This window comes from Mucilaginibacter gossypii (genome assembly GCF_900100945.1).
Lineage (GTDB): Bacteria > Bacteroidota > Bacteroidia > Sphingobacteriales > Sphingobacteriaceae > Mucilaginibacter > Mucilaginibacter gossypii.
In genome coordinates this window covers 1-23,960 of record NZ_FNCG01000013.1, presented here as the reverse complement: position 1 = coordinate 23,960, position 23,960 = coordinate 1, and the positions used below count along the sequence as shown (strand labels likewise).

Genomic DNA, 23,960 nt, shown 5'->3' with positions numbered 1-23,960 from the left:
GCTATTTAGGAAATTACGGGAAGCTGATATTTAGTTAAAATACATTAGCACAACTTAATTGTATATTTTTATGTTATGAAGGACTATACTATTTTAGAAAAGCTTGATGCAATATTGAACTTTATAATTAATGAAAGGGATGAAATAGGACTTTCGGAATATCTCAATAACAACTACAACGAAGCAGTCGAATTATTAGAAAAGCTATCAAAAGATGGCTATATAAAGCGCGAACAGAAAACCAAGAACGATCCATTTAATAGCATTCCTACTACTGAAGGGCGAGTATTCAGCATCTCCGGAGGTTATGTTGGACATAAAGCAGCAAATGATTTGAAAGAAAAATTATCAAATGATAAGGTAATTATAGATCTTAAAAATGCAAAGAGAATTTATAAGACATATTGGATCACCTTTGCATTGGCTTGTTTAGGTGCTCTGTTAGGTATTTATACATTCGTTAACAATCTATTAAGCTCACATCAGAGTACTTCACTTAAAAATGAAACTGTACAAAAAAAGTCTATCAAAGCGATCAAATGAAATCATTCGTTGTTAAAACACTGGCATAGATTGTATCACCGCCGAATGGAAATATAACATGCCCTTCGTTTGTTGTAAACGGTTGTAATTAACAAAATACTGATTTATCGATTGAGCGAAGTAAGATTGCGCGTGAGGTTGAAACAGAAATCTTGTACGCCATGCAAATCCGGTAAGCATGATGGTTGATCATATTTATTTAATTTAAAGAGACCGGAAACCATCCCATTCCCTTTAACCTTTTACATTTGCCCCCATGCAATCCCTCCTCTACGAAGATCAAACTTTTACCAAAATAACCGCCGGCCAGCTCAACGGCGCCACTTACGAAAACTGTAAATTCATCAACTGTGACCTCGCCCATGCCCATCTCACGGGCATTACTTTCGTCGACTGCCAGTTTGATACCTGCAACCTGCTCCTTGCCGAATTAGGCAATACCGGCTTGCAGAACATTCGTTTTAAGCACTGCAAAATAAGCGGCGTAAACTTTGGCAAGGCTAACGACTTTTTGTTCGAGGTACATTTTGAGGATTGTATTTTAGACAATGCCGTGTTTTATAAAAAGAAGAACAAGAAAGCAACCTACACCGATTGTTCCATGATGGAAACCGACTTGACCGAGGCCGACCTGAGCGATTGTAAATTCATTAACTGTAATCTTAAAAACGCTTTCTTCAGTCGTACCATCCTTAAAAACGCCGACCTGAGCACATCCTATAACTTCATCATCGATCCGGATGATAACATCATCAAAAAAGCAAAGTTCTCGCTTCATGGTTTACCGGGATTGCTTAACAAATATGATATCCGGATAGGATAACAATATTTCACCCGCTTATTAGTTAATGTTATTGATTATAAACCTTATGCAAAAACTTGTCCTGTTTTTTTCTTTTCTGTTGATAAGCACCGGGGCTTTAGCTCAGCGTGATACTTCTGCGTTTACCAAATTCAATGATTTTAACAACCTGGTTTTAAATGGTGGTGTCAAAAAACCGGAAGCTCAAAAGCAATTTGAAACCCTGTTAAAACGAATTAACATTCTGGAAATGATCCGTGCTGAGCGGATCATTCCAAAAACGCAATGGGTATTCCCCTTAAAGGGCTATAAAAGCAGCGCCATTGGCGGTACTCATGGTAATGGTTATTTTGATAAAGGATACCGTTACCTTGACGGCAACAAGCATGGCGCCCATCCTGCACACGATATTTTTATCAACGACCGCAATCAGGATTGCATTGACGACCATACTCAAAAAGCGGTTGATGTTATTGCAGTTGATGACGGCTGGGTAATAGCCTGTACCAATCAATGGGAGCCCAACAGCAATATGCGGGGAGGCAAATTTATCTGGATCTATCATCCGGCAACCCATATTTTCACGTACTATGCGCACAATAACCAGATTTTTGTAAAACCGGGCGGCTATGTTACGCAGGGACAAAAAATAGCCGAGGTTGGCAGAACAGGGTACAACGCTTATAAAAAACGCTCCCCTACTCACCTGCATTTTTCGGCATTTAAACTGGTAGATGGTATCCCCGTTCCTTATAACCCTTATGAACAGCTAAAAAAAGCCAAAACGTTATGAAAATCCTGATCACCTGCCTGCTTTTATTTTTGAATATTAACATTGCTCCTCCGGATAACGTGATTAAAAGATTCGCGGTACCGGCAGGCTATCAGCGTATAGCAGCGTCACCCGGCAGTTTCGGGGCATGGCTGCAGGCTTTACCTTTAAAGCCGGCGGGCACACCAACCAAAACTTATAGAGGCGATATTGCCCGTACCGATGTTTACACTGCTGCGGTTATTGACATGAGCATAGGCAACCAGGACCTGCAGCAATGTGCCGACGCGGTGATGCGCTTACGCGGCGAATACCTTTATCAGCAAAAAAAATTCAACGAAATTTCTTTCAACTTTACCAGCGGTTTTAAATGCGATTATGAACATTATGCTAAAGGCTATCGCTACAAAAACGACCATTGGGTATTAAAAGCCAAACCCGATTATTCGTACCCGGCATTTTTAAATTACATGAATTTGGTATTCAGTTATGCGGGCACCCTGTCCCTGCAAAAAGAATTAAAAACTGTAACTAACCCCAAGGATGTAAAACCAGGTGATGTGTTCATCCGAGGGGGCTCGCCCGGGCATTGTTTTATTGTGCTTGAGGTAGTAGAAAATGCCGCTCATCAAAAGCAATTTTTACTGGCGCAGAGTTTTATGCCGGCCCAAAATATCCAGGTATTAAAATATGATTCACCGTGGTTTGCTATGGACCAGCACAGCGGGATCATGTATGGCGAGCTGATCAGTAAAAATTATCTGAAGCGGTTTGATTAAAGTACCCTGTCCGGGATACATGTTGATGTGCCCAAAAAGGAACCGGGAGCACTTACCTATTTTTACTGCTTATCACCGGGTTCTAATATGGCCTTATCTATTACTATATTAAAATGCGGCATCATATTCCCGGCCACCGATATTGATTTTAACACCCCGCCTATCCTGAATAATTTACCATCATAACTTTTAAACTCGTCTATAGTAATGGGATGGGCGGGCACTATACTTTCAGAAGTATATAAATCTGTTCCCTTCCTGTTGGTGCAGGATGAGGCGAGTGTATCCGTTTTATTATCAGAACTTACAATGCGGTTAAGCCCATATTTCAGCGAAGTATATCGGGATGGGGAAAAAATAGTATGACCGATATAACCCGAAACATTTTTCAATGCCTCAGTTTTGGTTAATTTACCCATGTACATTAAACCGGCCTCGGATATAATATGCATGTACCTGATAACAGCCGGTGCATCATCGTCTTGCTTGTTTCCGGGAATTTTCTTTAAAATAGCTTCGGATAGTTTGGCGGCCTCAGGCCAGTTCTCCTCATTTAAAAAGCCTATGAGTGTTGAGAATTGAGCATCGGGAACCAACTCCTGGGCATGTGATCTTGTAAAAGCTACCGATAAGATAAATAGCAGAATGAGGAATTTTTTCATAAAGTTTAGGCGGGCTCTTTCTTATTGTTCCCGCCTAAATTTACATCAAAAAATATATAAATGAAATGAGCGCTACCTTTTTTCAACCCTATCATAAAACCCGCCGAAGCTGTTCATTTTTACAGCATCCTCATTGAAAAAATCGCCGGGGAAACCTAATTCAATAGCGCTTACTTCATTCAGCTTTTTGAAATGTTCGGGGGTTAATTTGGTGTCGATGGCTTTGAGGTTATCATTTAACTGGTCAATTTTGGTAGCGCCCACAATGGGGATACAGCTAAAATCCCTGTCCATCATCCATTGCAGGGCAACATGACTTTCGGATACCCCTAATTCAGCGGCGATGCCAACAACCACTTCAGTAATAGTTTTAGCCCTGTCGTTACGGCGGTTACTTTCCGGTTTTACACGTCCCTGTTCGCCGCGCAGGTATTTGCCGGTTAATGCACCACCTGCCAGCGGGGCCCATGGGGTAACCGTCATGCCATAGTGTTTTGCCATCGGTATCAGCTCCCGCTCGGCAGTCCGGGCCAGCAGGCTGTACTCAACCTGTAAGGCAATGAACTGGCTCCAACCCATCAGCTCGGCAAGGGTATTCCCTTTTGATACCACCCACGCGGGCGTATCACTGATAGCCGCGTAGTTTACTTTGCCCTGTTTTATCAGATCGTCCAACCCGCGCAGCACCTCATCAATAGGGGTAATATTATCCCAGATGTGCAGGTACAGCACATCAATAAAATCAGTTTTGAGGCGTTTAAGGCTTTCTTCCACGCTACGCATCATGTTTTTGCGGTTATTGCCCGATGCATTAGGATTGGTAGTATTATCCTTTAGCGTGTATTTGGTAGCCAGCACAAAATAATCGCGGTCATGATTACCCAGGTATTCGCCAATAATCTTCTCGCTGGTACCCAGTTTATAAACATTGGCGGTATCAATAAAATTGCCGCCTGCGTTGGCATAGGCATCCATAATGGCAAAGCTGGTATCTTTTTCGGCGCCCCAGCCGCCTTCGGTACCGAAGCCCATAGTGCCCAGGCATAATTCAGAAACTTTAAGGCCCGAGCGGCCTAATAATTTATAGTTCATATATGGTGATGTTTTGTGTAACGTTTTTAAAATATGTTATTGGCGAAGCGCGGCAATCTTGCAGCCAATGCATTGTGGCTATGCAGATCAATCATACCAGTCTACACTTAAATCTCCCCACGATGGATTAGTTGCCACTATCAAATCAATTTTCTTTTGTCTTGATCCTGCTTTCAATTGTTTTTCTCTGGCTATGGCATCGTCTATCCATTGAAATTGTTCAAAGTATACCAATTTATCGCACGCATATTTTGCCGTATAACCTTTATAGATCTTTTTCTTATGCTCTAATATCCTGTTATGTAAATCACTCGATACTCCTACGTACAACACTGTGTTAGCTTTGTTTGTTAAAATATAAACGAAGTATTGGTGTATTTTCATTAGATAAGGTTTGGCGCTAATCTAAAAGAATTAATATTAAACTACATCATTTTTAAACATCCATCTCATTGCGGGGAGGTAGATTGGCACATGCATAATCCAACCATTAAAAGTTATGTCATTGAGGAGCAGCACGGGCAAAAGAGCGTCCGGGCGACGTGGCAATCTCGTCGTTATGCCTCTACGATATGCAAAGACGTCGAGCATAGCTACGAGATTGCCGCGCTTCGCTACCCATGACATATTGGATTGGCACATATATAATCCTACCATTAAAAGTTATGTCATTGCGAGGAGCAGCACGGGCAAAAGAGCGTCCGGGCGACGTGGCAATCTCGTCGTTATGCCTCGATGATTTGCAAAGCCGCTGAGCATAGCTACGAGATTGCCGCGCTCCGCTCGCAATGACATATTGTTTTTTTATAATTAGAGGAAAGTCGGTTCCAAACAATCCCTCCTTCAACTTTGTACTATTTAATACATCGCTAATATACCAAATTATGAAAATCATCACCCTTCATACCAATACCGACATTAACCAGTTATACCAGTTACTGCACGAAAAACTTAACCCGCTGTTTCATGAGCAACGAAAAAGCGAATTAAATTTCACCGTTGAGCGCAAAGGCGGGGCGGTTGAAATATCGTTGCCTGCTGTTTATGAAAGCGCACTGTTCAGCATCGCGATTAACGGTAACGAACTTTGGATTACCCGGAATGAGCATTATGTTGATGACGTAAATTCGCTCACCGTCGAATCGATCCTGAACGATCTGTTCAGCAAAATTGCCGGTAATTTGGGGACGGATCTGGTACAGGAGGGGTAAAAAGTTTTGATTTACCAAAGAATAATACGTTAAAAAGAGAGACGACGAAGTATCTCTTGTTATACAATGCGCTATTCATGTGCGGTTACTTCGTTCGCGAAAACATGGTGTCTGTTCCATTTGTTAAATAGGATGATAGTCCTAAGCATTACGCAGTTTAAAAATGCAAAATATTCATTGCCGTTGGTTAAAACCAACGGCAAAAAAGCTAAAAGTCCTGGCTTTAGCCCCAATTAGGCAAGCGGATTTAGGCTGAAGCCCTTTTATCGCTATTCATTATTCCGTTGGTTAAAACCAACGGTAATGAAGTTTTATCTACCGGTAAATGATATTCAACCACTTTAAACAGCTTCTTATTTCCGCTAAATAATTTTTAGCTTTAACAGAAAAACATCCCTATGCCTAAAATTTATAGCCTGCTCATCCTTTTTCTGTTTGCTGCATTTACCACACGGGCACAAAAACTCCCTGAAAAAAACGGCGAACCTGTGATCATTAACCGGGATACCCTGTTTAAATTTTATGCCCCGCAGGGATTGTTTGATCCTAAAGAGCGCGCCGGGATTGTTACCCAACGCATTAAGGCCCTGATGAGCCGGATAGATTTTAACCCGGATTCGTTAACGCTTAAAAACGATACGTCCATATCGGTAATAACTTACAACGGCCAGATGATCATGGGGGTTAATAATACCGATGCCTCTTACTCCGAACTGAACCGGCCGCAGCTGGCAGCAAGCTATCTGTCTATACTAAAAAACAAACTGGGCAATGTTTTTGAAAGCAACAGCCCCAAACAATTAATCACCAACGTGCTCGAAGCCGTGGCGGTTGTTATTTTACTGATTTTACTGATCTGGAGTGTTAACAAGGGCTTCAGGTGGATAAAATTAAAGATTATACTGGGTTGGGAACGCCGTGTTGAAAAGCTGGCAGCCAAAGGGGCGCCCGTGGCTTACGCCTCACGCCTGCTTCCTTTTATCAGCGGACTTGTAAATATTGGCCGGCTGCTCATTATCCTGCTGCTGGTTTACCTGGCTTTACCCGTATTGTTTTATATCTTCCCTTCGTCGCAGCCTATTGCCACACAGTTAATCGGCTTTGTGGTTAACCCCTTGAAAAGTATAATGCTGGCCATTGTTCACTTTATACCCAACCTGCTTACCATAACGGTTATTTACCTGGTTACCCGGTATATTGTAAAACTGGTAAAATTTATAGCTACCGAAATAGCAAACGGGGCCATCGCTTTAAAAGGCTTTTACCCTGAATGGGCTATCCCAACTTACAATATCATCCGGGTACTCATGTATGCGTTTATGTTTGTGGTGATATTTCCATATTTGCCGGGGTCGCAGTCTAAAGTTTTCCAGGGAGTTACGGTGTTTATAGGCGTACTGTTTTCGTTAGGTTCCTCGTCGGCTATTGCCAATATGGTATCGGGTATTGTGCTTACCTATATGCGCCCCTTTAAAATTGGCGACCGCATAAAAGTTGGCGAAATTATGGGCGATGTAATTGAGAAAAACCTGCTGGTTACCCGTGTGCGCACCATTAAAAACGAAGATGTAACCGTGCCCAACGCCACCATTTTAAGCGGTGCTACGGTTAATTATACTTCATCGTCAAAAACTTTGGGTTTGATACTGAATACCAGTGTTACTATAGGCTACGATGCCCCCTGGGAAACCATCCACAATCTGCTCATAAGTGCGGCCGAAGCAACAGAGGGGATCCTTGCCAATCCAAAACCGTTTGTACTGCAAACCGCTTTGAATGATTTTAATGTGAGTTACCAGATAAACGCCTATACAGATCAGCCCGGCAAAATGGCCATGATCTATTCGGTATTGTATCAAAACATACAGGATAAATTTAATGAAGCCGGCATGGAGATCATGTCACCGCATTTTACGGCTGTGCGCGATGGAAGCCACATCCAGATCCCCGAAAACTATGTTGCCGATGGGTATAAAAAGCCGGGGTATAAAATAGAACGGGATAGCTAAAAGCCATTAATAAGCAGAAAGCTATAGGAAAGAAGCTTAAAGCAAAAAGCTCTGAAAAAGAAGCATTAACCTAAAACCCGGTTGCAAGGAAAGCTTTAAGCCTTCGGCCTTTAGCTTTAAGCTTAAAAAACTACCCGTTAATCCAGGTAAACTTATACTCGAGCATTGGGTTTTTCATGCGCTCGGCTACACGCAGTAAGCGGGCGGGAAGGTTTACAACGTAATCCCGGGCTTTTTCGCCGGCTTCGTCCAAACCTGTGATACTTTCGATATGCCAGTCGGTCAAAAGCTCTTTCAGGATATCCACATAGTCGATAGCGGTATAAATACCCAAACGCTGTGCGGCATCGGTAAAGTGGCCAAAGGTTTGACCAACCTTTAAACCAACCTCACGCAGAAAGTGGGCAGGCATTACAATCTTTTTACGCATCATATCCTCAAAAGCTACCATAGCCTCGCTTGGATCTACCTCAAATATTTTTTCGATAAAGTATTTGTAAGCTTTGGCATGGCGGGCTTCATCAGATGCGATAACACCGCACATTTTTGAAAGCAGCGGATCGCCATATTTTTTAGCCTGTGATGCTACACGGCGGTGCGAAACATTGGTTGCCAACTCCTGGAAAGAGGTATAGATAAAGTTACGGTAAGGATCATGACCGGTACCGATGTCAAAACCATCAGAGATGAGGTATTGGGTGGAAATCTCCATCATGCGCATATCCACACGACCAGACAGGTACAAGTATTTGTTAAGCAGGTCGCCATGGCGGTTTTCTTCACCGGTCCAGTGGCGGGTCCATTTCATCCAGCCGCCTTCTTCATTGTCAGATACCCCTTCAACCATGGTAAGCCATGATTCGTAAGTAGGCAACGCTTCTTCGGTAATGGTATCGCCAATTAAAACGGCGATCAGATCATATGAAAGACCTGCGGCGCTTTCCTGCAATTCCTTAATTTCAGTAAAGAACGAGTCCCTTGAAGAATCGGGCAAAAAATCAGACGGCTGCCAGATGGTATCAATCGGTTTCAGGTATTCATGTATCTTTTCTAACATGAACTTTTCGATATGCACCATTACTTCTCTGCGCTTTTCTTCAAAAAATCTCATAATTGTATATTAGTGAGCAAAGGTAATAAAATTGTAACATTAATGTTTAAAATTTCACTGTACGGCGCTAATTGTGTCCTTCATACACAAGGATAATTTTATAGTAACCGGCCTGCCGTTAAACATTGAAAAACTACTGTTATAACCCCAAAGCATGCCAGGAATATCAAGCTCATTTAAAGCCCTGCGTACAGACTTAATATGAGGGCAGCGGCTATGTGCATCGGCATATTTGTTATAGACGCTTTACGCACCACAATAATGGGCACATCATATTTCAGGGGCCGTTTTTTTTACAATTTGCCGCTTATCATTTATGGATTGTTTGTTACCATCTCGCGGATACGTCTGGTAATTGCTTTCGCCGGGGGTGTTTTTTGCTTTTTGATTAAGTGCAGGAAAATTTTCCGCATTGTATGGAAATGATACCCCGGTAGTTGCAACCTGGTCGCTTACCCGGCTTGTGCTCTGGTGAATAAAAAGAAAGGCTCGTAAAAGTGAAAAGTGCAGATGATATGGTCATCGGCCAGCCTTGCCAACCTGCTTAGCTCATAGATGCTGTTATAGTTTGATGCACTTACAATCAGGGTTCTTTGTTTATCAAACCTACGGATAAGCGTAACAATATTATACGCGGCAACTTTCCACAGTTTGGGGTTAATATGGGGCAGTTCATTATAATCCTCAATAAACAAGTTATTATAATCTGCTTTTTTATACCTTTTAGTTAATTTTAACCACAAATCAATTACCAGGGGTGTTTCTGTAAGGTAATTATTATCATTTAAGCGGCCGTAATGATAATCTATAACTAACCTAAATCCGTAAGTATTGCATTGCTCAACAACTTTATCTATATAGGTAAATAGCTGCGCAGTTGTCGCCGGGCCAAAAGGAAGTAAAAGCCACAGGTAGCCTTATGCTTTTGAAGCCCAGTTTTTTGAACAGCATAAAATCGTTTTTTTTTAATGGCGTTTGGGCCGCTGAGCTTTCGTTCCGGATTTGTGCAAGCCATAAAATACTGATGTCCTTGCTTAAACTTTAGCATGGTTTAAAAGCAACTTCCCGAACTTGCCGGGGAATTGGACGGCTTTTTGCAACGGCGATTATTACTGTAGGCAACAGTAACAACAAACCTGTTTAAATTATCGTATAACGAATATTTTTCGTCTATCAATATTAAACGGATTTAATTTAAACAGCGGCCTTAATTTTTAATTACAATTCAAGATAACAAATAATGTTTGTTCAAATTACCAACGAAGAATTAATTAGAGAGACCTCCAAAAAAGCATGGTACCAAACCAATAATATAATCTGGACAATTATATTCCTGTACCCTCTTTTTAGTATTGTTGATTTTATTTACGCTACAAACTACTGGCTGCAGTTTTTTATTATCCGCATTATAACTATCCTTATTATATACGGCCTGTTCAGCTATTTTCAGCATAAACAATTTAGTTACCGCATATTATTGCACATCAGTTTCTTTATGCTTTCGGTAACGGCAGCTATATTATGTAACCTGGTAAACATTCAGTTCCTGACCATTTATTTTATGCTGTTTGCTACCACCCTGCTGTTTTTTAACCTGCAGGTTTTTTGGGAGCCCTTAAACTCCATCATCCAAACCTTAATGGCGCTATTGTTACTGGCTATTTTCTTTAACCTGTTAAGCGAATACAACCTCGACCTGGTTTTAAGTAACGGCGGGCAGATCTTTTTTATCATCTCGGGCATCTCCTGCTTAATACCCGGGGCGCGCTATAAGGTAATCCAGCGTGAAGTACGCGCGCAGATCATGATCGAAAAATCAAACGAACAGCTTAAACAGCAAAACAAGGATATCAACGAAAAAAACAACCTCATCGACCATCAGTATGAGCAGCTCCGCAAGCTCGACAGCCAGAAGAACAGCTTTATCAATATTGCCGGGCACGACCTTAAAAACCTCATCGGCTCTATTATAATGAGCAACAACATGATCAGGGAGGAGGATTTCAGGCTGAGCACCGACCAGAAAGAATTTGTAGGCTACATCGCCGAATCGGCTGATAAGATGCAGTATATGCTTAACAAGCTCATGGATGTTAAGGAGATCGAATCGCCGGATATGAAATTCAACATGGAGATCTTTGATATCAACGTTGAAGTAATGCATATTTTTAAAGGCCTGTATGAAACGGCCCTCATGAAAAACATCCACCTGGTTGATAATATCCTGAAGCTGCCCCTCAACGTGCGGCTCGACAAAGTATTTGCCGGCCAGGTGTTTCAAAACCTGCTATCAAACGCCATCAAATTTTCGCAAACCAATAACAGCATTAAGGTAGTAACCAGCCTGCAGCGCCAGCGTTTTGTTTTCGAGATTATTGACGAAGGTATAGCCATAGGCCAGCAGGAGCTGGACATGATGTTCAACAAGCTTAAAACCCTTAACGATACATCGGGCGTTACCGAAAGCCGCCTGGGTTTGGGCTTATCAATTGCCAAGCTGATGACCCAGGAAATGGGCGGCGAGCTCAGCTACCGCAGTGATGACAACGGTAATTATTTCAGAGTAGAATTTTACGTAATAAATTAATATTGATATCAATGAATAAGTTTTTTACCTTATTAGCCTTTATCCTATTATTCAACACGGCTTCGCAGGCCCAGGGCAACAGCATTGCATCCTTTAAAGCCTACGGCCATGACGATGACGTGGTATACGGCATGAGCGGCGCTATTTCATTTTATTTCAAGGTCACCCCTTTGATTGAAATGAATGGCAGTAAACTGGTTTTATTTTTTGAACCGTCGCAGGCATTGATAAAATCGCATTCGTATATCAACCTGGTTATTAATAACAAACCGGCATACAGCAGCCACCTGGGCCCCGATTCTATCCAGAAAATCATCATTAACCTGAGCCGTGCCGATCTGAGCCCCGATAAGTTCCTCAAGATCCAGATCAAAACACTGCTCACCATTACCGATGATCAGTGTAAAGACCTGGATAACCCGGCGATGTGGTTAAAAATCAAAAACTACTCATACCTATCGCTGGTTAAAAGCAATAAAAACTTTTTTGATAACGTAAATATCAGCAACTGCTTCGACTCTAAAAAAGCTATCGTTTACCCGTCAAACCCAAGCCTGCATGACCTTAAGGCCGTAGCATGGGCCTATTCAAGGTTAAAAAAGACCCAAACACGTGAAATTGCCGTTTACGAAGAAAGCAAACTGCCCGATAGCGTTCGTAACTACATCAGGGTAGGCGCCATTGATAAATTACCTGCCGATGCGCGCGCATTGGTAAAAGTTACCCCGCAAAATACGCAGGGTTTATTCTACCTGCATAAATCAGTAAGTCTGCTTACTGATACCATTGTGCACATGGTTGATGTAAAAGGCCGGTTGGTGCCGGTTAAAACCGTAACGCAGGAGCAGGCCCCTAAAGAGGTACTGTTTGTTACCGGCGGCGATGATACAGGTTATGAAAAGGCTATCACCGCCCTGGGCAACATGAACATCCTGAACTCAACCTATGGCGATTACCTGCTGATCAACAAGGCCGAAAACACCTTCTTTAAAACTATCGACGAAAACCGTTCAAAGCTATCCTTAAAGCAAATTGGCGGCGTGAGCGACTTCCTGTCGGGCATTGGCTCGTTGAAGAGCGCTTACAGCTTTAAAAACAGTGATTTCAGCTTCACCCCTAAAGAAGTGGAGATCCGGTTTGTTGCCAATTACAGCGGCCTTGCCCCCGGCGACCGTGGTTTCTTCAATATATACCTTAACGGTTTGCTCATCAGCAGCGAAAAACTGGATGCATCGGGCAAGCTGAACAGCTCTATCACCATTAACCGTTATCAGCATCATAAATACAACACGCTGGAGGCCGAATTCAGGTTTTACCCAACCAACGGCAACTGTAAAAACAGCTTCACCAACTTTTTTGCCGAAGTTGACGTTGACAAATCATACCTCGAATCAAAAAACCCCTTCATCACCAGCGACCTGAGCTTTTACCAGTATCCCGAGGCCTTTAACAACGGCACCACCAAAATTGTAGTAAGCGAGGAATACGCCAAATATGCCGCCGGTGCTATGGGCGAGATCATTTACGAGCTTAACAATAACATCAACGCCAATAACTTCCCCGAGTTTGTTTACTCGAAAGATTTGAAGCCAACTGATCTGAAGCAATACAATATCATAGCCCTGCTATCGAAAGATGATAAAGTACTTAAGGAGTTTCGCGATGCCCCTATCCAGTTCGACAGGAACTTCAGGCTGTACAACACCGATAATAATAGCCCGGTTTACTCGCTGTCGGATACGGTATCAAACGGCCTGGCGCAAATATTTTACGGCGTAAGCAACAATGCTACCCTGGTGCTTACCGCTACCGGCACGCATGTTTCCGAAGCTTTCCTGGCAGTATCCAAATCCATTACCGAGCAGCTTTCAACCCTGTCAAGCAATGTTTGTATCTCGGATGTTAACTCCAACAAATACCTGTTCAACATCAACAAATCCAGCGAAAACCTGGAGTACATCGATACCAAGAGCGGCCTTACCCGTTTCTGGGACAGCTATAACCTGTACATTTTGCTGGGCATCCTGATCCTGATCCTGCTTTCGTTCCTGTATGTGCGGTCAAAAGTTCAAAAATCGCAGGATCTGTTTAACGATTAATGCCTCACCCTGCCCTCTCCAAAGGAGAGGGTGTTAAGAAAAATGACGCTAAGGCGTCATCATAAATACAGTAACAAACCGCCTGCCCTCTCCAAAGGAGAAGGCTTAAAAAAAAGAGCTCCCTCTCCTTTGGAGAGGGCGGGGGGTGAGGTTATAAAACACCTAATATGGATACATTGAGTATTTCTGTTCCTGAAATTTTGGTTGCCCACGGATTTATTTCGCCGGCCGACCAGGAAAAGATCCATGCTTTTTCGGAAAGATCGGGTATGTCATACCTCAAAATAGCCCTTAACTTCGGCTATGTTTCCCGCAAAAACTATGAACGCGCCCTGGGCAACGCAGGCTACCACTTTGCCGAAATCCGCCAGGAAGCCTTCGACCAAAAGATCCTCGACCAGGTTGACCTTAAATTTGCCAACGACCAGCTGGGCCTCCCCCTCCGCATCGAAAACAATAAGGTGGTTACCGTTATGGCCGACCCCGGCAATGAACTTTTCCTTGATTTTGTAAGGTTTACCTATGACATGGAACCCGAAATCATCGTAGCATCCGATTTGGAGATCACCTGGCTAAGCCACAAGCTTACCGGGCAAAAATATGTGAAGGCATCTGTTTTTGAGCTCCTTAAACGCGACCCTAAAAGCTCGGCCTCAACAACGTTCACCACAGCACAGTTGGTTTTCATTTTTGCCTTGTGGGGCATTACCGCCATCGGCCTGTTCCTCAACTTTAAAAACGTATCCATCACCATTAACTTAATCATCAGTTCGTTTTTCCTGATAGCTATCATCTTCAAACTGTTTTTGGCGCTGGTAGGCTCCCGGTTTGAGCTGCACCAGGCCGTCACCAAAAATGACCTGCGCACTATCGTAAACGAGGAGCTGCCCGTATATACCATCCTGCTGCCCGTTTACAAGGAAGATAAGCTGATCAAAAAACTCATCTGGAACCTGCAAAGCCTCGACTATCCGCGCGAGCAGCTGGATATCAAACTGCTTATTGAAGAAGATGATGATAAAACATTAAACGCCGTAAAAAACCTCGATTTCCCCTCTGTTTTTGAAGTTATTGTGGTGCCTTTCCACATGCCTAAAACCAAGCCCAAGGCCTGCAACTATGGCCTGCACTTTTCGAGGGGCCAGTACCTCACCATTTATGATGCCGAGGATATCCCCGATACCGATCAGCTTAAAAAAGTGGTAGCCCTGTTTAACAAGCTGCCCGAAAACTATATCTGCATTCAAAGCGCCTTAAACTACTTTAACCGCAACGAAAACTTCCTTACCCGGATGTTCACCCTCGAATATTCGTACTGGTTTGATTATATGCTGCCCGGTTTGGATACGCTGGATATCCCCATCCCGCTCGGCGGCACCAGCAATCACTTTAAAATGGACGCGCTGATTGAGCTTGGCGCCTGGGACCCCTTTAACGTAACCGAAGATGCCGACCTTGGCGTGCGCGCCTATGCCAAAGGCTATAAGGTGGCCATTGTAAACTCCACCACGTATGAAGAAGCTAATAACAACTTCTGGAACTGGATCCGCCAGCGCTCGCGCTGGATCAAGGGCTACATGCAAACCTACCTGGTGCACATGCGCAACCCGCCGGCCCTCATCCGTAAAATAGGCTTTCGCGGTTTCCTGGGTTTTAACTTTTTCATCGGCGCCACATCAGCCACCTTTTTAATTTACCCGGTGCTGCTTATCATCTTTATCTGTTACCTCATATTTGATTTTTCAACCATCCGCAATTTGTTTCCGGACTGGGTGCTGTTCATGTCGATATTTAACCTCATGGTGGGCAATATCCTCATGATCTATATCAACATGATGGCCGTGTTTAAACGCCGTTATTTCGAGCTCATTTTGTTTGCCATAGCCAACCCGGTTTACTGGCTCATGCACTCGGTAGCAGCCTATATGGGCCTGTACCAGCTCATCACCAATCCGTTTTACTGGGAAAAAACCAACCACGGTTTAAGTAAGGTTAATAACCCCACAAACGTTATTAAATGAAAATTGCCAAAAGTACATACCTGTTTATATTTACCCTGGTGCTGGCAGCCTGGTACCTGGTTATTGGCGTATACCTTAACCACTTAGGCTATTATAACCAGGAAAGCCTTTTTTATGTCGAAAAAACAAAGATCGTGTTTGAGGGGCTTGGCAACCGCCTTAAAGTAATGGGCCTAACCGCCCCGCTGCTGCCCTTTTACTCCTCGCTTATATTTTCGTCAATAAACAGTTACCTCGCCCCGGTCATCGCATCGGCGTTGGGTACGGCGGGCTTCTTTTATCTTATTTCGCGCTCGTTTGTTATCAGGGTGAAGGACGATTTTTACCTCATCATGGTAGCCCTGCTATTTTTGCTGCATCCCGGTATCATTTACATGGCCTGCTCGGGCAAAGCCATTTACCTGGTAGTGATCTTCGTGTACCTGTTTTTCCTTAACCTGCTTAAGTTTTACCGCTCAAACACCACGTTCCACGTATCCATAGCCAGCATGTGTTTGGTATTGCTCATTTTTTGCGATTACCGATTCATCTGGCTTACGCTGTTCTTTATCCCGCTGGTGCTGTCCATCACGCTGGCCAGCCTTAACCTGGGCGAAAAGGAATCCATTTTCAGGCTGTTCATGAGCTTTAACAGTCCGTCGTTAAGGCGTAAGCTTATTAATAAAACCTTTGCCATTTATGTCATCTTGTTTATCCTGCCTGTGGTATCGCTGGTTTGCTACAAGCTGCTTAACCAAACCCACGCCAGCGACTATAACTACTTTATGGAGAGCCCCCTGGCCACCTGGAATGTACTGGTCGATAAGTTGAATTACGATACCGCCGCCACTGCCGTAAACTACCAGCTGCCCGAGCTCAGCATCCTGGTATCATTAAGGGTGATTTATTTTTGTCCGCTGATACTGTTTGGCCTGTACCTGCTGCGCGAAAGCACTTATCATGTGCTCACCGTGCTCACCCTGTTTGCCTTTGTAGAGTTTTTGCACATTAAGTACGATAAGCTGTTCCTCACCTACCAGTACTATCTTATATTTTTGTTTGTGGCGCTGCTGTGTATCATATTTAAGGTACATACTATCAAAAATAAACTGGCCGTTAAACTGGGCCTGGCCTTTGTAATTGTACTGCAGCTGTATACCGGCTACACCTTTTTAACCAACTCGCTCATTACCGACGAGCGCCGCTTCATCACAACCCTTAGCCGGCTGGAACCTAATACCGATCAAAACGAAAGCAAAGAAATAGCAGCCTACATCAATAGCCTGCCCGATGGTACGCACATCCTCATGGACGATGCCGTATCATACCCCATTGTGGCTTTTACCAACAATATCAAAAAACTAACCCTGCCCTACCAGCTCAACTCGTTCCTGTCGGCCATTGAAACCCCTTACAAATACGACGACTATATCCTGATAGCCACCCCCAAAAACCCCTTCACCGGCTACACCCAGCTCAGCGACCGGTACATCCCCGAAATCCGCCGCCTCAACAGCGGTGTAAACTATAAACGCGCCTACGAAACCGATGGGTGGATTTTGTACAAGGTGGTGACGTTGCAATAATCAGTTGGCAGTTTTTGGTGGGCAGTTTGCAGTTAGTTTTTTAGTTGCAGTAGCAGCAGTTGCAGTGATAGCGGCCTGTCAGCCTGAGCCTGTCGAAGGGTCGCGCGCAGAGGCCTGCCCGCCATACTTCGACGAGCTACCCATGACCAAGAAAAAAAATGTGGTTTTTCGCAGCAGATCAGCTTCGGGTGAAAACGAGCAGAACGATGCTGGGCGGTGCGGCTGAAGGGGCATAGCAAGTTTTTGCAGAAGCGGAGGCATTGCGTGCGAATCGGGGCAAAATAATTGCAGCCCGTGGTTCTGTTCGTTTTGCAGGGTGAAGGCCGCGCCGAGGGCTATGGGGCCAGGCTGTGCGCAAAGAAGCCTTTCTGCTGCAAGCCTTTTTGGTTACTTTTGTGGCGACAAAAGTAACTGGCCCCGCGCGGCCAAGAGCGCGACGATGTAAGTCAAATACTAATGAAGCCCGTTTCCAACCTGTCGGGGATTGCTTTATTCCTTACAGCAATGACGTAGATGTCATTTTACTACCCATGACAAGATAAAAAATGTAGTTTTTCGCAGCAGATCAGCTTCGGGTGAAAACGAGCAGAACGATGCTGGGCGGTGCGGCTGCAGGGGCATAGCAAGTTTTTGCAGAAGCGGAGGCATTGCGTGCGAATCGGGGCAAAATAATTGCAGCCCGTGGTTCTGTTCGTTTTGCAGGGTAAAGGCCGCGCCGAGGGCTATGGGGCCAGGTTGTGCGCAAAGAAGCCTTCTGCTGCAAGCCTTTTTGGTTACTTTTGTGGCGACAAACGGCGGAGCCTTCTTGAGCACCTTAAAAAATGAACAATAGCGAAAAACGTAACTGGCCCCGCGCGGCCAGGAGCGCGACGATGCAAGTCAAATACTAATAAACCCCGTTACCAGCCTGTCGGGGATTGCTTCACTCCTTATAGCAATGACGTGGTGGATTTGTCATTTCACCTTCAGACGCCCCGGATTTAAACACTCAGCATAACAGCCGTTTCTCCATGCCTTAAATCCGAAATTGAAAATCCCAATTCCGAAATGAAACAATGGCGTTGCCTGCGGCCGGGCTTTACGCTGCAAATCCTCGCCTTAGCCTCTGCGCGAAGGCCTGCGCAAGGCTGTGGGTTTTCCGCTGCAATCCCTAACGCGGCTGCGGCGCGGGGGCCCGAAGGGGAGGATAAAAAATGGTTTGTCCGTCCGTTTTGAGGAAGGGGTAGTTGCCGGACGGGTTTCGGACAGGACCTTGAATTTTTATTTATTGCTTAGCCTTGTGGCCAGTTTGCTAAGTATTGGATTTGCTTGCGGTAGCAGGGAGCATATATTATTAAAAAATAACTATTTATATATAATGAAGAATATTTATATTTATTCCCCAATTTAAACTTAGAACCATAAACTTAGATGGGACAAAAATCCTCCAATCCGCAATCTTTATCCACCCGCTTAAACATTTCTAATCACGAATTTGAAAGTAAAATAGATCAAAGGATTAAATTAGGTACAGATTTAGTTCTCCGCAATATTATAAGTCAAGACGAACTGGCTTTACTTCAGACCGACTACACCTCTTGGAACGGTTATAATAATGAATATTTAAAACAAAGTTTTGATAATCCGCAAAACGAGTATAGAAAATCATACGCTGACGCTGGCTATACTTTTATTGGACAAATGGGAGATGTTCCGGGTAACCCTATTTTGACATTAAAGAATTTAATTAATTATAAACTGACGAATCTTAAAGATCTAAAAGATAAATCCGAACTCATAAAATCAGAAATTAATACAACTTCATCCCAACAAATAAATGCTCTCTCAAAAACACATGTTTTCATAGTACACGGTCGCGATGAAATCGCAAAGCTACAAGCAGCACGGCTTATAGAAAAACTCGGTTTTACGCCAATTATTTTGCATGAACAAAGCAGTGCTGGAAAAACTATAATTGAAAAAATCGAAAGTTATTCAAATGTCGGGTTTGGCATTGTGCTTTACACTGCATGTGATATGGGTGCCGTACAAGGGGAGGAAGCCAATTTGAAATCACGAGCGCGGCAAAACGTGGTATTTGAACACGGTTTTTTGATCGGGAAGATTGGTCGTAAAAATGTATGCGCACTGGTAAAAGGTGACATAGAAACTCCTAACGATATTTCCGGCGTTGTTTATATTGATATGAATAATGCGAGGTGGGAAGTCGATGTTGCTAAGGAATTAAAGGAATCGGGATATAATGTAGATATGAACAAATTGTTTTAACTCAACAGCACTTCCACAAAACACTTATTATCAGTAAAATAAAAGCAGAAAATTATTAATCAATATATAACTAATCATGGAATACCTTCAAGGAACGGTCGAAGCGGCTTACAATAGACCGTTTGATAATGAAAATGACGAAGTCGAAGTTCGGAGCATTATCAATACTGAATTTAGGAATCGCATAACATCGAACCTGGATTATATAGAAATTGCGAGAGCTAAGATTATAGAATATTTCAAAAAAAATGATATAATTTTAATTAATCATGCTAAAAGGGATTTAAAAACAGAAGACTTTGTTGAAATCGTTTACTTAGAAGTGGAGTTAACCGGGACTGAAACTTTTGGGAATATTACCGAACCTCATTATAGTGGTAGTCTTAAATATTACGCAAAAACTGAAGTTCTTAGAGTTGTAAATATTTTCCAGGATAAAAGTATCGCTTATTATTCATATGACCATCCAACGTTAAGATTTTTAAACTTATCGGCTAACGTTGAGTTTATTGTTGATGACAACGAGATAGATGAATCCGATGATTAATTAAGTTTTATCCTCCCCTCTGGCCCCACCCGGCGCGAGTATGCAGCGTCGGCAAAAGCACGGCGTACTCGTGACTTTATACTTCATCCTATATAAGTTTACAATACAAATTCAAAAAAGTCACGAGTACTCACCCCACAACCTCCCGCTGCATACTCGCGCCAGCTAAGAAATATTATCATTAAAAATGGAATTTGGAGATTTAAATAAGATAAAGGTTTTCGTACAGGTAGCGAGTACTCTCCCCTTAAACTTAAACCCGCCCTGCATAGTCACGCCGGTTATGAATTTATACTAAGAAACTAAAAATGTTTTTTTCATATTCTCTAAAACAACCTGATCATCAATCGAAAGATCATTATTAGTTGACAAAGTTAAATACTTTCGCACTAAAGCAAGTTCATAAGCTTTCTTGATTTCCTTGAAATCTTGACTATCGACGTAAATTTGAAAAAAGCTATCATTTATTGAAAACCTATTTCCTTCAAAAACGATTTTAATATTGTAAGGATCTGAGAAATAGATTCGAGTATCTTGTTGTTTTTCGTCGATGTCAGAAATATCAATTGAAAACTCCGCATAACTCAAATATTCAGTCTGTAGTTTTGCTCGTTTATTACCGTCAACATCTGTTAACTCCATTGTTTTTTTTATAACTAATTCACTTTCGGTTTCATTAACTCTTACAACTTTAGGTTTTAAGATTGACTGTGCTTTTTTATTAATCGTTGGTAATTCTCTGACCTTGAATTTAAAGTCTTGATCGGATATAGAAATTTTATAATCAGATTTACTTTCTAATGAATTAATAATAGTAGAATAGATTTTAGTTCGTTCTTCATCATCGAATCTTTCAGCAATCTGTTGATGAAATTTTTCAGAATTAAGATCTGCAAATAAAACGTCGTTTTTAAATCCATCGAAAAGAGTTTTTTTAAAGCTGACAAACTTTTCGCTCATGTCATATTTATAGTTCATAATTTCAGTGTCAGCAACCAAACCAATACCAAAACTTTGATAATTCAAATTGACCATTAGAAGATTAGAATCTTTTCGAAACGAAGTCAATGCATTTTCATAATTCGGGTATTCGTCTTCCCCAAAGTTCTTTCTGAATAATATCTCAGCAAAATTTTTGTAAGATGTCTGTATGTTTTTCAAAAAGTCTACAATGTAATCTACGACCACAGCTTTTGAGTATTTATCCGTCTTAGGTTCGATTTTTAGATTAACTGCATTCTCCTTTATAACATTTATATAACTATATTCTACAATATCATTCGCTGATAATTCCCTGACAAGCGAATCCTCTATTTTTTCCTTTAAGCCAATTAATTCAGCTTTTATTTCTGCGTAAGGAGATCCAGATAGCGCCTGATAAATGAGCTTCTCGGCTCTTCCATGTTCTCCTAAATTATAAGCTAAGTTTGCAGCACTTCTAAATAAGACCGATCTCGTGGGTTCGCTATCAAAATCTGCGAATAATTCAAAAGCTGCTTCTTCCTCCAATTCCAAGGCGGCCTTTGTATTTTCATAATAGGCTTCTTTATTTCGATCAATGAGGTTTTGATTTGCAATACGCATCAACTCCATTGCACGGCCATGAATGTTTTTGATGTCTTTCATTTTTTGCTAAAATGTGCTTTTGGAGTAGAATGTTCAACAATAGAAATATATGCAGGTAAAGCAGTATCATCCGATGGCACTGTTTGCATCATCTTTACTTTTACACGTTTTTCAAGGCTATTCGAGAGTGTTTCAATGTTAATTCCAGAAATTTCCAGACGAGCAGTTAAAAAATTTTTCGGATTATATTTTTGGTGCTTGTCATCGTATCCCAACCAGTAATCAACCCCAGTCCCTATACATGCTTCTTCGATGACATTGAATTCAGTAAAATGTCTGGTTAAAAAAAAGGATATGGCCTCTGCACTTTTTTCAATAAATTTCTTTTCTTCCTTGTAACCATTTTTCACTACTGTTTTTGTCCATTTCAATCCAATCTCGTCAACCTGATCACCGTATACCTTTAAAATACAACCTGATTGATGATTATTATGCTCTAAAGCGACAATGCTATTCTCGCTCCAAAAATCAGCTTCAGTTGCACTAAACAATGTAATTGTATCTTTTAGCTCTTCTAATGTAAAGATTGTCATACGGTTGAGGTTATTGGTATTAACATGTAATATTATACAAATAAAATCAAATTATAAATACCTCTGTTATCCAACCTACATGAGTATGTAGCCCTGCGCTGGCGCACGCGTGTCGCGTGTGCCTCAATTGCTAAGTCTGCATCGTCGCCTCGCCTACTAAGCCTACATCCTTCGCTGGCGCACGCGTGTTGTGGCCGTTGCACAACGCGCCAGTTATTTTATAATAATTTATGTTAAGATACTGGTTTTTAGTATCTTAATGACATGCAAGGAAAGAAGCACTATCAAGAGAAACTCTTTACCAATTTCCAATTATCCGACCGTGTTCCGGCAGACAACATATACCGAAAGCTGAAAGAAACACTAGATCTTCAGTTTTTATATGCTTCTACTGCTAAGTATTACGGAAAAGACGGACAAAAAAGTATTGACCCGGTTGTTTTCTTTAAGTTATTACTCGTAGGCTATTTGGAGAATCAGCCAAGTGATAGGCGCATCATTAACATATCATCCATGCGCCTTGATATTCTTTATTTTATTGGTTACGATATCGACGAAGAATTGCCTTGGCATTCTACTTTAAGTCGTACCCGTCAGCTTTATGATGAAGACATATTTAACCAATTATTTAAACAAGTATTAAAGCAGTGCATAGACAAAGGAATGTTAACCGGCAAAAGACAGGCAGTTGATAGTGTGTTTGTAAAAGCGAATGCATCAATGAGTAGTGTTGAGGATATTTTAGAGGATGGACAGGTGTTCACAGACCAGTTAAAAGAAGGTCAGGCAACTGAAGGAGATGATCACTTATCCGATAAATCAGAAAGGCAAAAAACACAAAAGCGCAGTAATGCTAACCGGGCAAGTGCTACTGATCCGGATGCGAGAATGTCTGTAAAACCGGGCAAGGTAACTAAGTTAAATTATCTCAGTCAGCTTAGCGTAGATACATCCAGCTATGTGATTACAAGCATTGGAGCCTGCCATGCAGACAAAAAGGACAACCAATGTCTTGATACAGTGCTTGATAAAGTTTGTGCCAATCTCGGAGATCATGGTTTGGAGGTAAAGGAAGTAATTGCGGATGCTAATTATAGCAGTTCAACTGTATTGCAAAGCCTTGTTTCAAGAGGAATTACCGGATATATCCCCAACACAGGCACTTACAAGTCAGAACGGCAGGGTTTTACATATAATGCTGAAAATGATACATACCAATGTAGTCAGGGTAATAGCTTAAAATTTATTGGTTATAAGGATCATCACGGCGTTTCTAAAGAATATATGAGTAAACGATCCGATTGTGCGGTATGTTCTGTTCGCAAACAGTGCCTCAAAAAATCAACCTATAAAACAATTACAAATTCGCTTTCTAAGCCGCTGTTTGACGACATGCACAAACGATTAAACGAGGCCTATGGCAAACAAATGATGGTCATAAGAAAAAGCACAGTGGAGCCTGTCATTGGAACGCTGGTTGAGTACCTGGGAATGAGAAAAGTAAATACAATTGGAATAGAATTAGCCAATAAATGCATGTTGATGGCAGGAATCGCTTACAATCTTAAAAAGTTAATTAAATATGAAGGAAAGTCGTTCTTGCAGGTAATAATGAGCCTTTTAGAAGCATTTAAAAGCTCCCGTTTTTACTACACCTAATCAGGTTTTTCAGGAAAGTGATTAGATAACGAATACTTATTTGTTGTCTAAGTATTCGTTGTGCAACGGCCACG

At 42.1% G+C, this 23,960-nt stretch carries 20 protein-coding genes; 13 read left to right on the top strand and 7 right to left on the bottom strand.

Annotation, left to right across the window (positions count from 1 at the left end; genetic code table 11):
• Positions 1-75: 75 nt before the first annotated feature.
• From BLS28_RS21025 to BLS28_RS21010, 4 genes are all read left to right on the top strand, one after another.
• Positions 76-543 (top strand): hypothetical protein, encoded by a 468-nt coding sequence (locus BLS28_RS21025; protein ID WP_091172054.1) that lies wholly within the window; start codon positions 76-78, stop codon positions 541-543.
• Between the two features lie 256 nt (positions 544-799).
• Positions 800-1,366 (top strand): pentapeptide repeat-containing protein, encoded by a 567-nt coding sequence (locus BLS28_RS21020; protein WP_091172052.1) that lies wholly within the window; start codon positions 800-802, stop codon positions 1,364-1,366.
• Between the two features lie 46 nt (positions 1,367-1,412).
• Entirely contained in the window at positions 1,413-2,138 is a 726-nt protein-coding gene (locus BLS28_RS21015; protein ID WP_176844530.1) for a M23 family metallopeptidase, read from the top strand.
• Positions 2,135-2,896: a DUF4846 domain-containing protein gene (locus BLS28_RS21010; RefSeq protein WP_091172048.1), complete on the top strand. Its 762-nt coding sequence runs from the start codon at positions 2,135-2,137 to the stop codon at positions 2,894-2,896. Before BLS28_RS21015 ends, BLS28_RS21010 begins: the two co-directional genes overlap by 4 nt.
• A 62-nt stretch (positions 2,897-2,958) precedes the next feature.
• Here the strand turns inward: BLS28_RS21010 and BLS28_RS21005 are convergent, their stop codons facing one another.
• The 3 genes from BLS28_RS21005 to BLS28_RS20995 form a co-directional block, all read right to left on the bottom strand.
• A complete protein-coding gene (locus BLS28_RS21005; protein WP_091172046.1) occupies positions 2,959-3,558 on the bottom strand; it encodes a hypothetical protein in 600 nt (199 codons plus the stop codon).
• 72 nt (positions 3,559-3,630) lie between these two features.
• Entirely contained in the window at positions 3,631-4,650 is a 1,020-nt protein-coding gene (locus tag BLS28_RS21000) for an aldo/keto reductase (RefSeq protein ID WP_091172044.1), read from the bottom strand.
• Between the two features lie 87 nt (positions 4,651-4,737).
• A complete protein-coding gene (locus BLS28_RS20995; protein WP_175490110.1) occupies positions 4,738-5,034 on the bottom strand; it encodes a GIY-YIG nuclease family protein in 297 nt (98 codons plus the stop codon).
• A gap of 500 nt (positions 5,035-5,534) precedes the next feature.
• Between BLS28_RS20995 and BLS28_RS20985 the strand changes: the two genes are divergently transcribed.
• Positions 5,535-5,861 (top strand): hypothetical protein, encoded by a 327-nt coding sequence (locus BLS28_RS20985; RefSeq protein WP_091172039.1) that lies wholly within the window; start codon positions 5,535-5,537, stop codon positions 5,859-5,861.
• A 398-nt stretch (positions 5,862-6,259) separates the two neighbouring features.
• Positions 6,260-7,870, top strand: coding sequence for a mechanosensitive ion channel family protein (locus BLS28_RS20980; protein WP_091172037.1), 1,611 nt, complete (start codon positions 6,260-6,262; stop codon positions 7,868-7,870).
• A 130-nt stretch (positions 7,871-8,000) separates the two neighbouring features.
• On the opposite strand, the gene BLS28_RS20975 is transcribed toward BLS28_RS20980, so the two are convergent.
• Together BLS28_RS20975 and BLS28_RS20965 are read right to left on the bottom strand one after the other, a co-directional pair.
• A complete protein-coding gene (locus BLS28_RS20975) occupies positions 8,001-8,981 on the bottom strand; it encodes an acyl-ACP desaturase (RefSeq protein ID WP_091172035.1) in 981 nt (326 codons plus the stop codon).
• A gap of 452 nt (positions 8,982-9,433) precedes the next feature.
• Entirely contained in the window at positions 9,434-9,892 is a 459-nt protein-coding gene (locus tag BLS28_RS20965) for a cellulase family glycosylhydrolase (protein WP_091172031.1), read from the bottom strand.
• 329 nt (positions 9,893-10,221) lie between these two features.
• Here BLS28_RS20965 and BLS28_RS20960 point away from each other — a divergent pair, with 329 nt between their 5' ends.
• From BLS28_RS20960 to BLS28_RS20925, 6 genes are all read left to right on the top strand, one after another.
• Complete coding sequence (locus BLS28_RS20960; protein ID WP_091172029.1) at positions 10,222-11,568, top strand: sensor histidine kinase; 1,347 nt, start codon at positions 10,222-10,224, stop codon at positions 11,566-11,568.
• A gap of 11 nt (positions 11,569-11,579) precedes the next feature.
• On the top strand, positions 11,580-13,667 hold the full coding sequence (locus BLS28_RS20955) for a cellulose biosynthesis cyclic di-GMP-binding regulatory protein BcsB (protein WP_091172027.1): 2,088 nt from the start codon (positions 11,580-11,582) through the stop codon (positions 13,665-13,667).
• A 167-nt stretch (positions 13,668-13,834) separates the two neighbouring features.
• A complete protein-coding gene (locus BLS28_RS20950) occupies positions 13,835-15,688 on the top strand; it encodes a glycosyltransferase (RefSeq protein ID WP_091172025.1) in 1,854 nt (617 codons plus the stop codon).
• Positions 15,685-17,253: a hypothetical protein gene (locus tag BLS28_RS20945; RefSeq protein ID WP_091172023.1), complete on the top strand. Its 1,569-nt coding sequence runs from the start codon at positions 15,685-15,687 to the stop codon at positions 17,251-17,253. Before BLS28_RS20950 ends, BLS28_RS20945 begins: the two co-directional genes overlap by 4 nt.
• 1,410 nt (positions 17,254-18,663) lie before the next feature.
• Positions 18,664-19,521 (top strand): TIR domain-containing protein, encoded by an 858-nt coding sequence (locus BLS28_RS20930; protein ID WP_218134489.1) that lies wholly within the window; start codon positions 18,664-18,666, stop codon positions 19,519-19,521.
• A gap of 76 nt (positions 19,522-19,597) precedes the next feature.
• On the top strand, positions 19,598-20,068 hold the full coding sequence (locus BLS28_RS20925; RefSeq protein ID WP_091172016.1) for a hypothetical protein: 471 nt from the start codon (positions 19,598-19,600) through the stop codon (positions 20,066-20,068).
• Positions 20,069-20,362: 294 nt separating this feature from the next.
• Here the strand turns inward: BLS28_RS20925 and BLS28_RS20920 are convergent, their stop codons facing one another.
• Together BLS28_RS20920 and BLS28_RS20915 are read right to left on the bottom strand one after the other, a co-directional pair.
• Positions 20,363-21,694, bottom strand: coding sequence for a hypothetical protein (locus tag BLS28_RS20920; RefSeq protein ID WP_091172014.1), 1,332 nt, complete (start codon positions 21,692-21,694; stop codon positions 20,363-20,365).
• Positions 21,691-22,227, bottom strand: coding sequence for a hypothetical protein (locus tag BLS28_RS20915; RefSeq protein WP_091172012.1), 537 nt, complete (start codon positions 22,225-22,227; stop codon positions 21,691-21,693). The genes BLS28_RS20920 and BLS28_RS20915 overlap by 4 nt, the downstream gene beginning before the upstream one ends.
• Before the next feature lie 264 nt (positions 22,228-22,491).
• On the opposite strand from BLS28_RS20915, the gene BLS28_RS20910 reads away from it, so the two are divergent.
• Complete coding sequence (locus tag BLS28_RS20910) at positions 22,492-23,886, top strand: transposase (RefSeq protein WP_091162066.1); 1,395 nt, start codon at positions 22,492-22,494, stop codon at positions 23,884-23,886.
• Positions 23,887-23,960: the final 74 nt, after the last annotated feature.

What these genes read in the sequence shown, in the direction of transcription:
- BLS28_RS21010 (WP_091172048.1), top strand. Translation starts at nt 2,135, where the DNA reads ATGAAAATCCTGATCACCTGCCTGCTTTTATTTTTGAATATTAACATT.
- BLS28_RS21020 (WP_091172052.1), top strand. Translation starts at nt 800, where the DNA reads ATGCAATCCCTCCTCTACGAAGATCAAACTTTTACCAAAATAACCGCC.
- BLS28_RS21005 (WP_091172046.1), bottom strand. Translation starts at nt 3,558, where the DNA reads ATGAAAAAATTCCTCATTCTGCTATTTATCTTATCGGTAGCTTTTACA.
- BLS28_RS20920 (WP_091172014.1), bottom strand. Translation starts at nt 21,694, where the DNA reads ATGAAAGACATCAAAAACATTCATGGCCGTGCAATGGAGTTGATGCGT.
- BLS28_RS20980 (WP_091172037.1), top strand. Translation starts at nt 6,260, where the DNA reads ATGCCTAAAATTTATAGCCTGCTCATCCTTTTTCTGTTTGCTGCATTT.
- BLS28_RS20910 (WP_091162066.1), top strand. Translation starts at nt 22,492, where the DNA reads ATGCAAGGAAAGAAGCACTATCAAGAGAAACTCTTTACCAATTTCCAA.
- BLS28_RS20950 (WP_091172025.1), top strand. Translation starts at nt 13,835, where the DNA reads ATGGATACATTGAGTATTTCTGTTCCTGAAATTTTGGTTGCCCACGGA.
- BLS28_RS20945 (WP_091172023.1), top strand. Translation starts at nt 15,685, where the DNA reads ATGAAAATTGCCAAAAGTACATACCTGTTTATATTTACCCTGGTGCTG.
- BLS28_RS20985 (WP_091172039.1), top strand. Translation starts at nt 5,535, where the DNA reads ATGAAAATCATCACCCTTCATACCAATACCGACATTAACCAGTTATAC.
- BLS28_RS20960 (WP_091172029.1), top strand. Translation starts at nt 10,222, where the DNA reads ATGTTTGTTCAAATTACCAACGAAGAATTAATTAGAGAGACCTCCAAA.
- BLS28_RS20915 (WP_091172012.1), bottom strand. Translation starts at nt 22,227, where the DNA reads ATGACAATCTTTACATTAGAAGAGCTAAAAGATACAATTACATTGTTT.
- BLS28_RS20925 (WP_091172016.1), top strand. Translation starts at nt 19,598, where the DNA reads ATGGAATACCTTCAAGGAACGGTCGAAGCGGCTTACAATAGACCGTTT.
- BLS28_RS20975 (WP_091172035.1), bottom strand. Translation starts at nt 8,981, where the DNA reads ATGAGATTTTTTGAAGAAAAGCGCAGAGAAGTAATGGTGCATATCGAA.
- BLS28_RS20995 (WP_175490110.1), bottom strand. Translation starts at nt 5,034, where the DNA reads ATGAAAATACACCAATACTTCGTTTATATTTTAACAAACAAAGCTAAC.
- BLS28_RS20930 (WP_218134489.1), top strand. Translation starts at nt 18,664, where the DNA reads ATGGGACAAAAATCCTCCAATCCGCAATCTTTATCCACCCGCTTAAAC.
- BLS28_RS21025 (WP_091172054.1), top strand. Translation starts at nt 76, where the DNA reads ATGAAGGACTATACTATTTTAGAAAAGCTTGATGCAATATTGAACTTT.
- BLS28_RS21015 (WP_176844530.1), top strand. Translation starts at nt 1,413, where the DNA reads ATGCAAAAACTTGTCCTGTTTTTTTCTTTTCTGTTGATAAGCACCGGG.
- BLS28_RS20955 (WP_091172027.1), top strand. Translation starts at nt 11,580, where the DNA reads ATGAATAAGTTTTTTACCTTATTAGCCTTTATCCTATTATTCAACACG.
- BLS28_RS21000 (WP_091172044.1), bottom strand. Translation starts at nt 4,650, where the DNA reads ATGAACTATAAATTATTAGGCCGCTCGGGCCTTAAAGTTTCTGAATTA.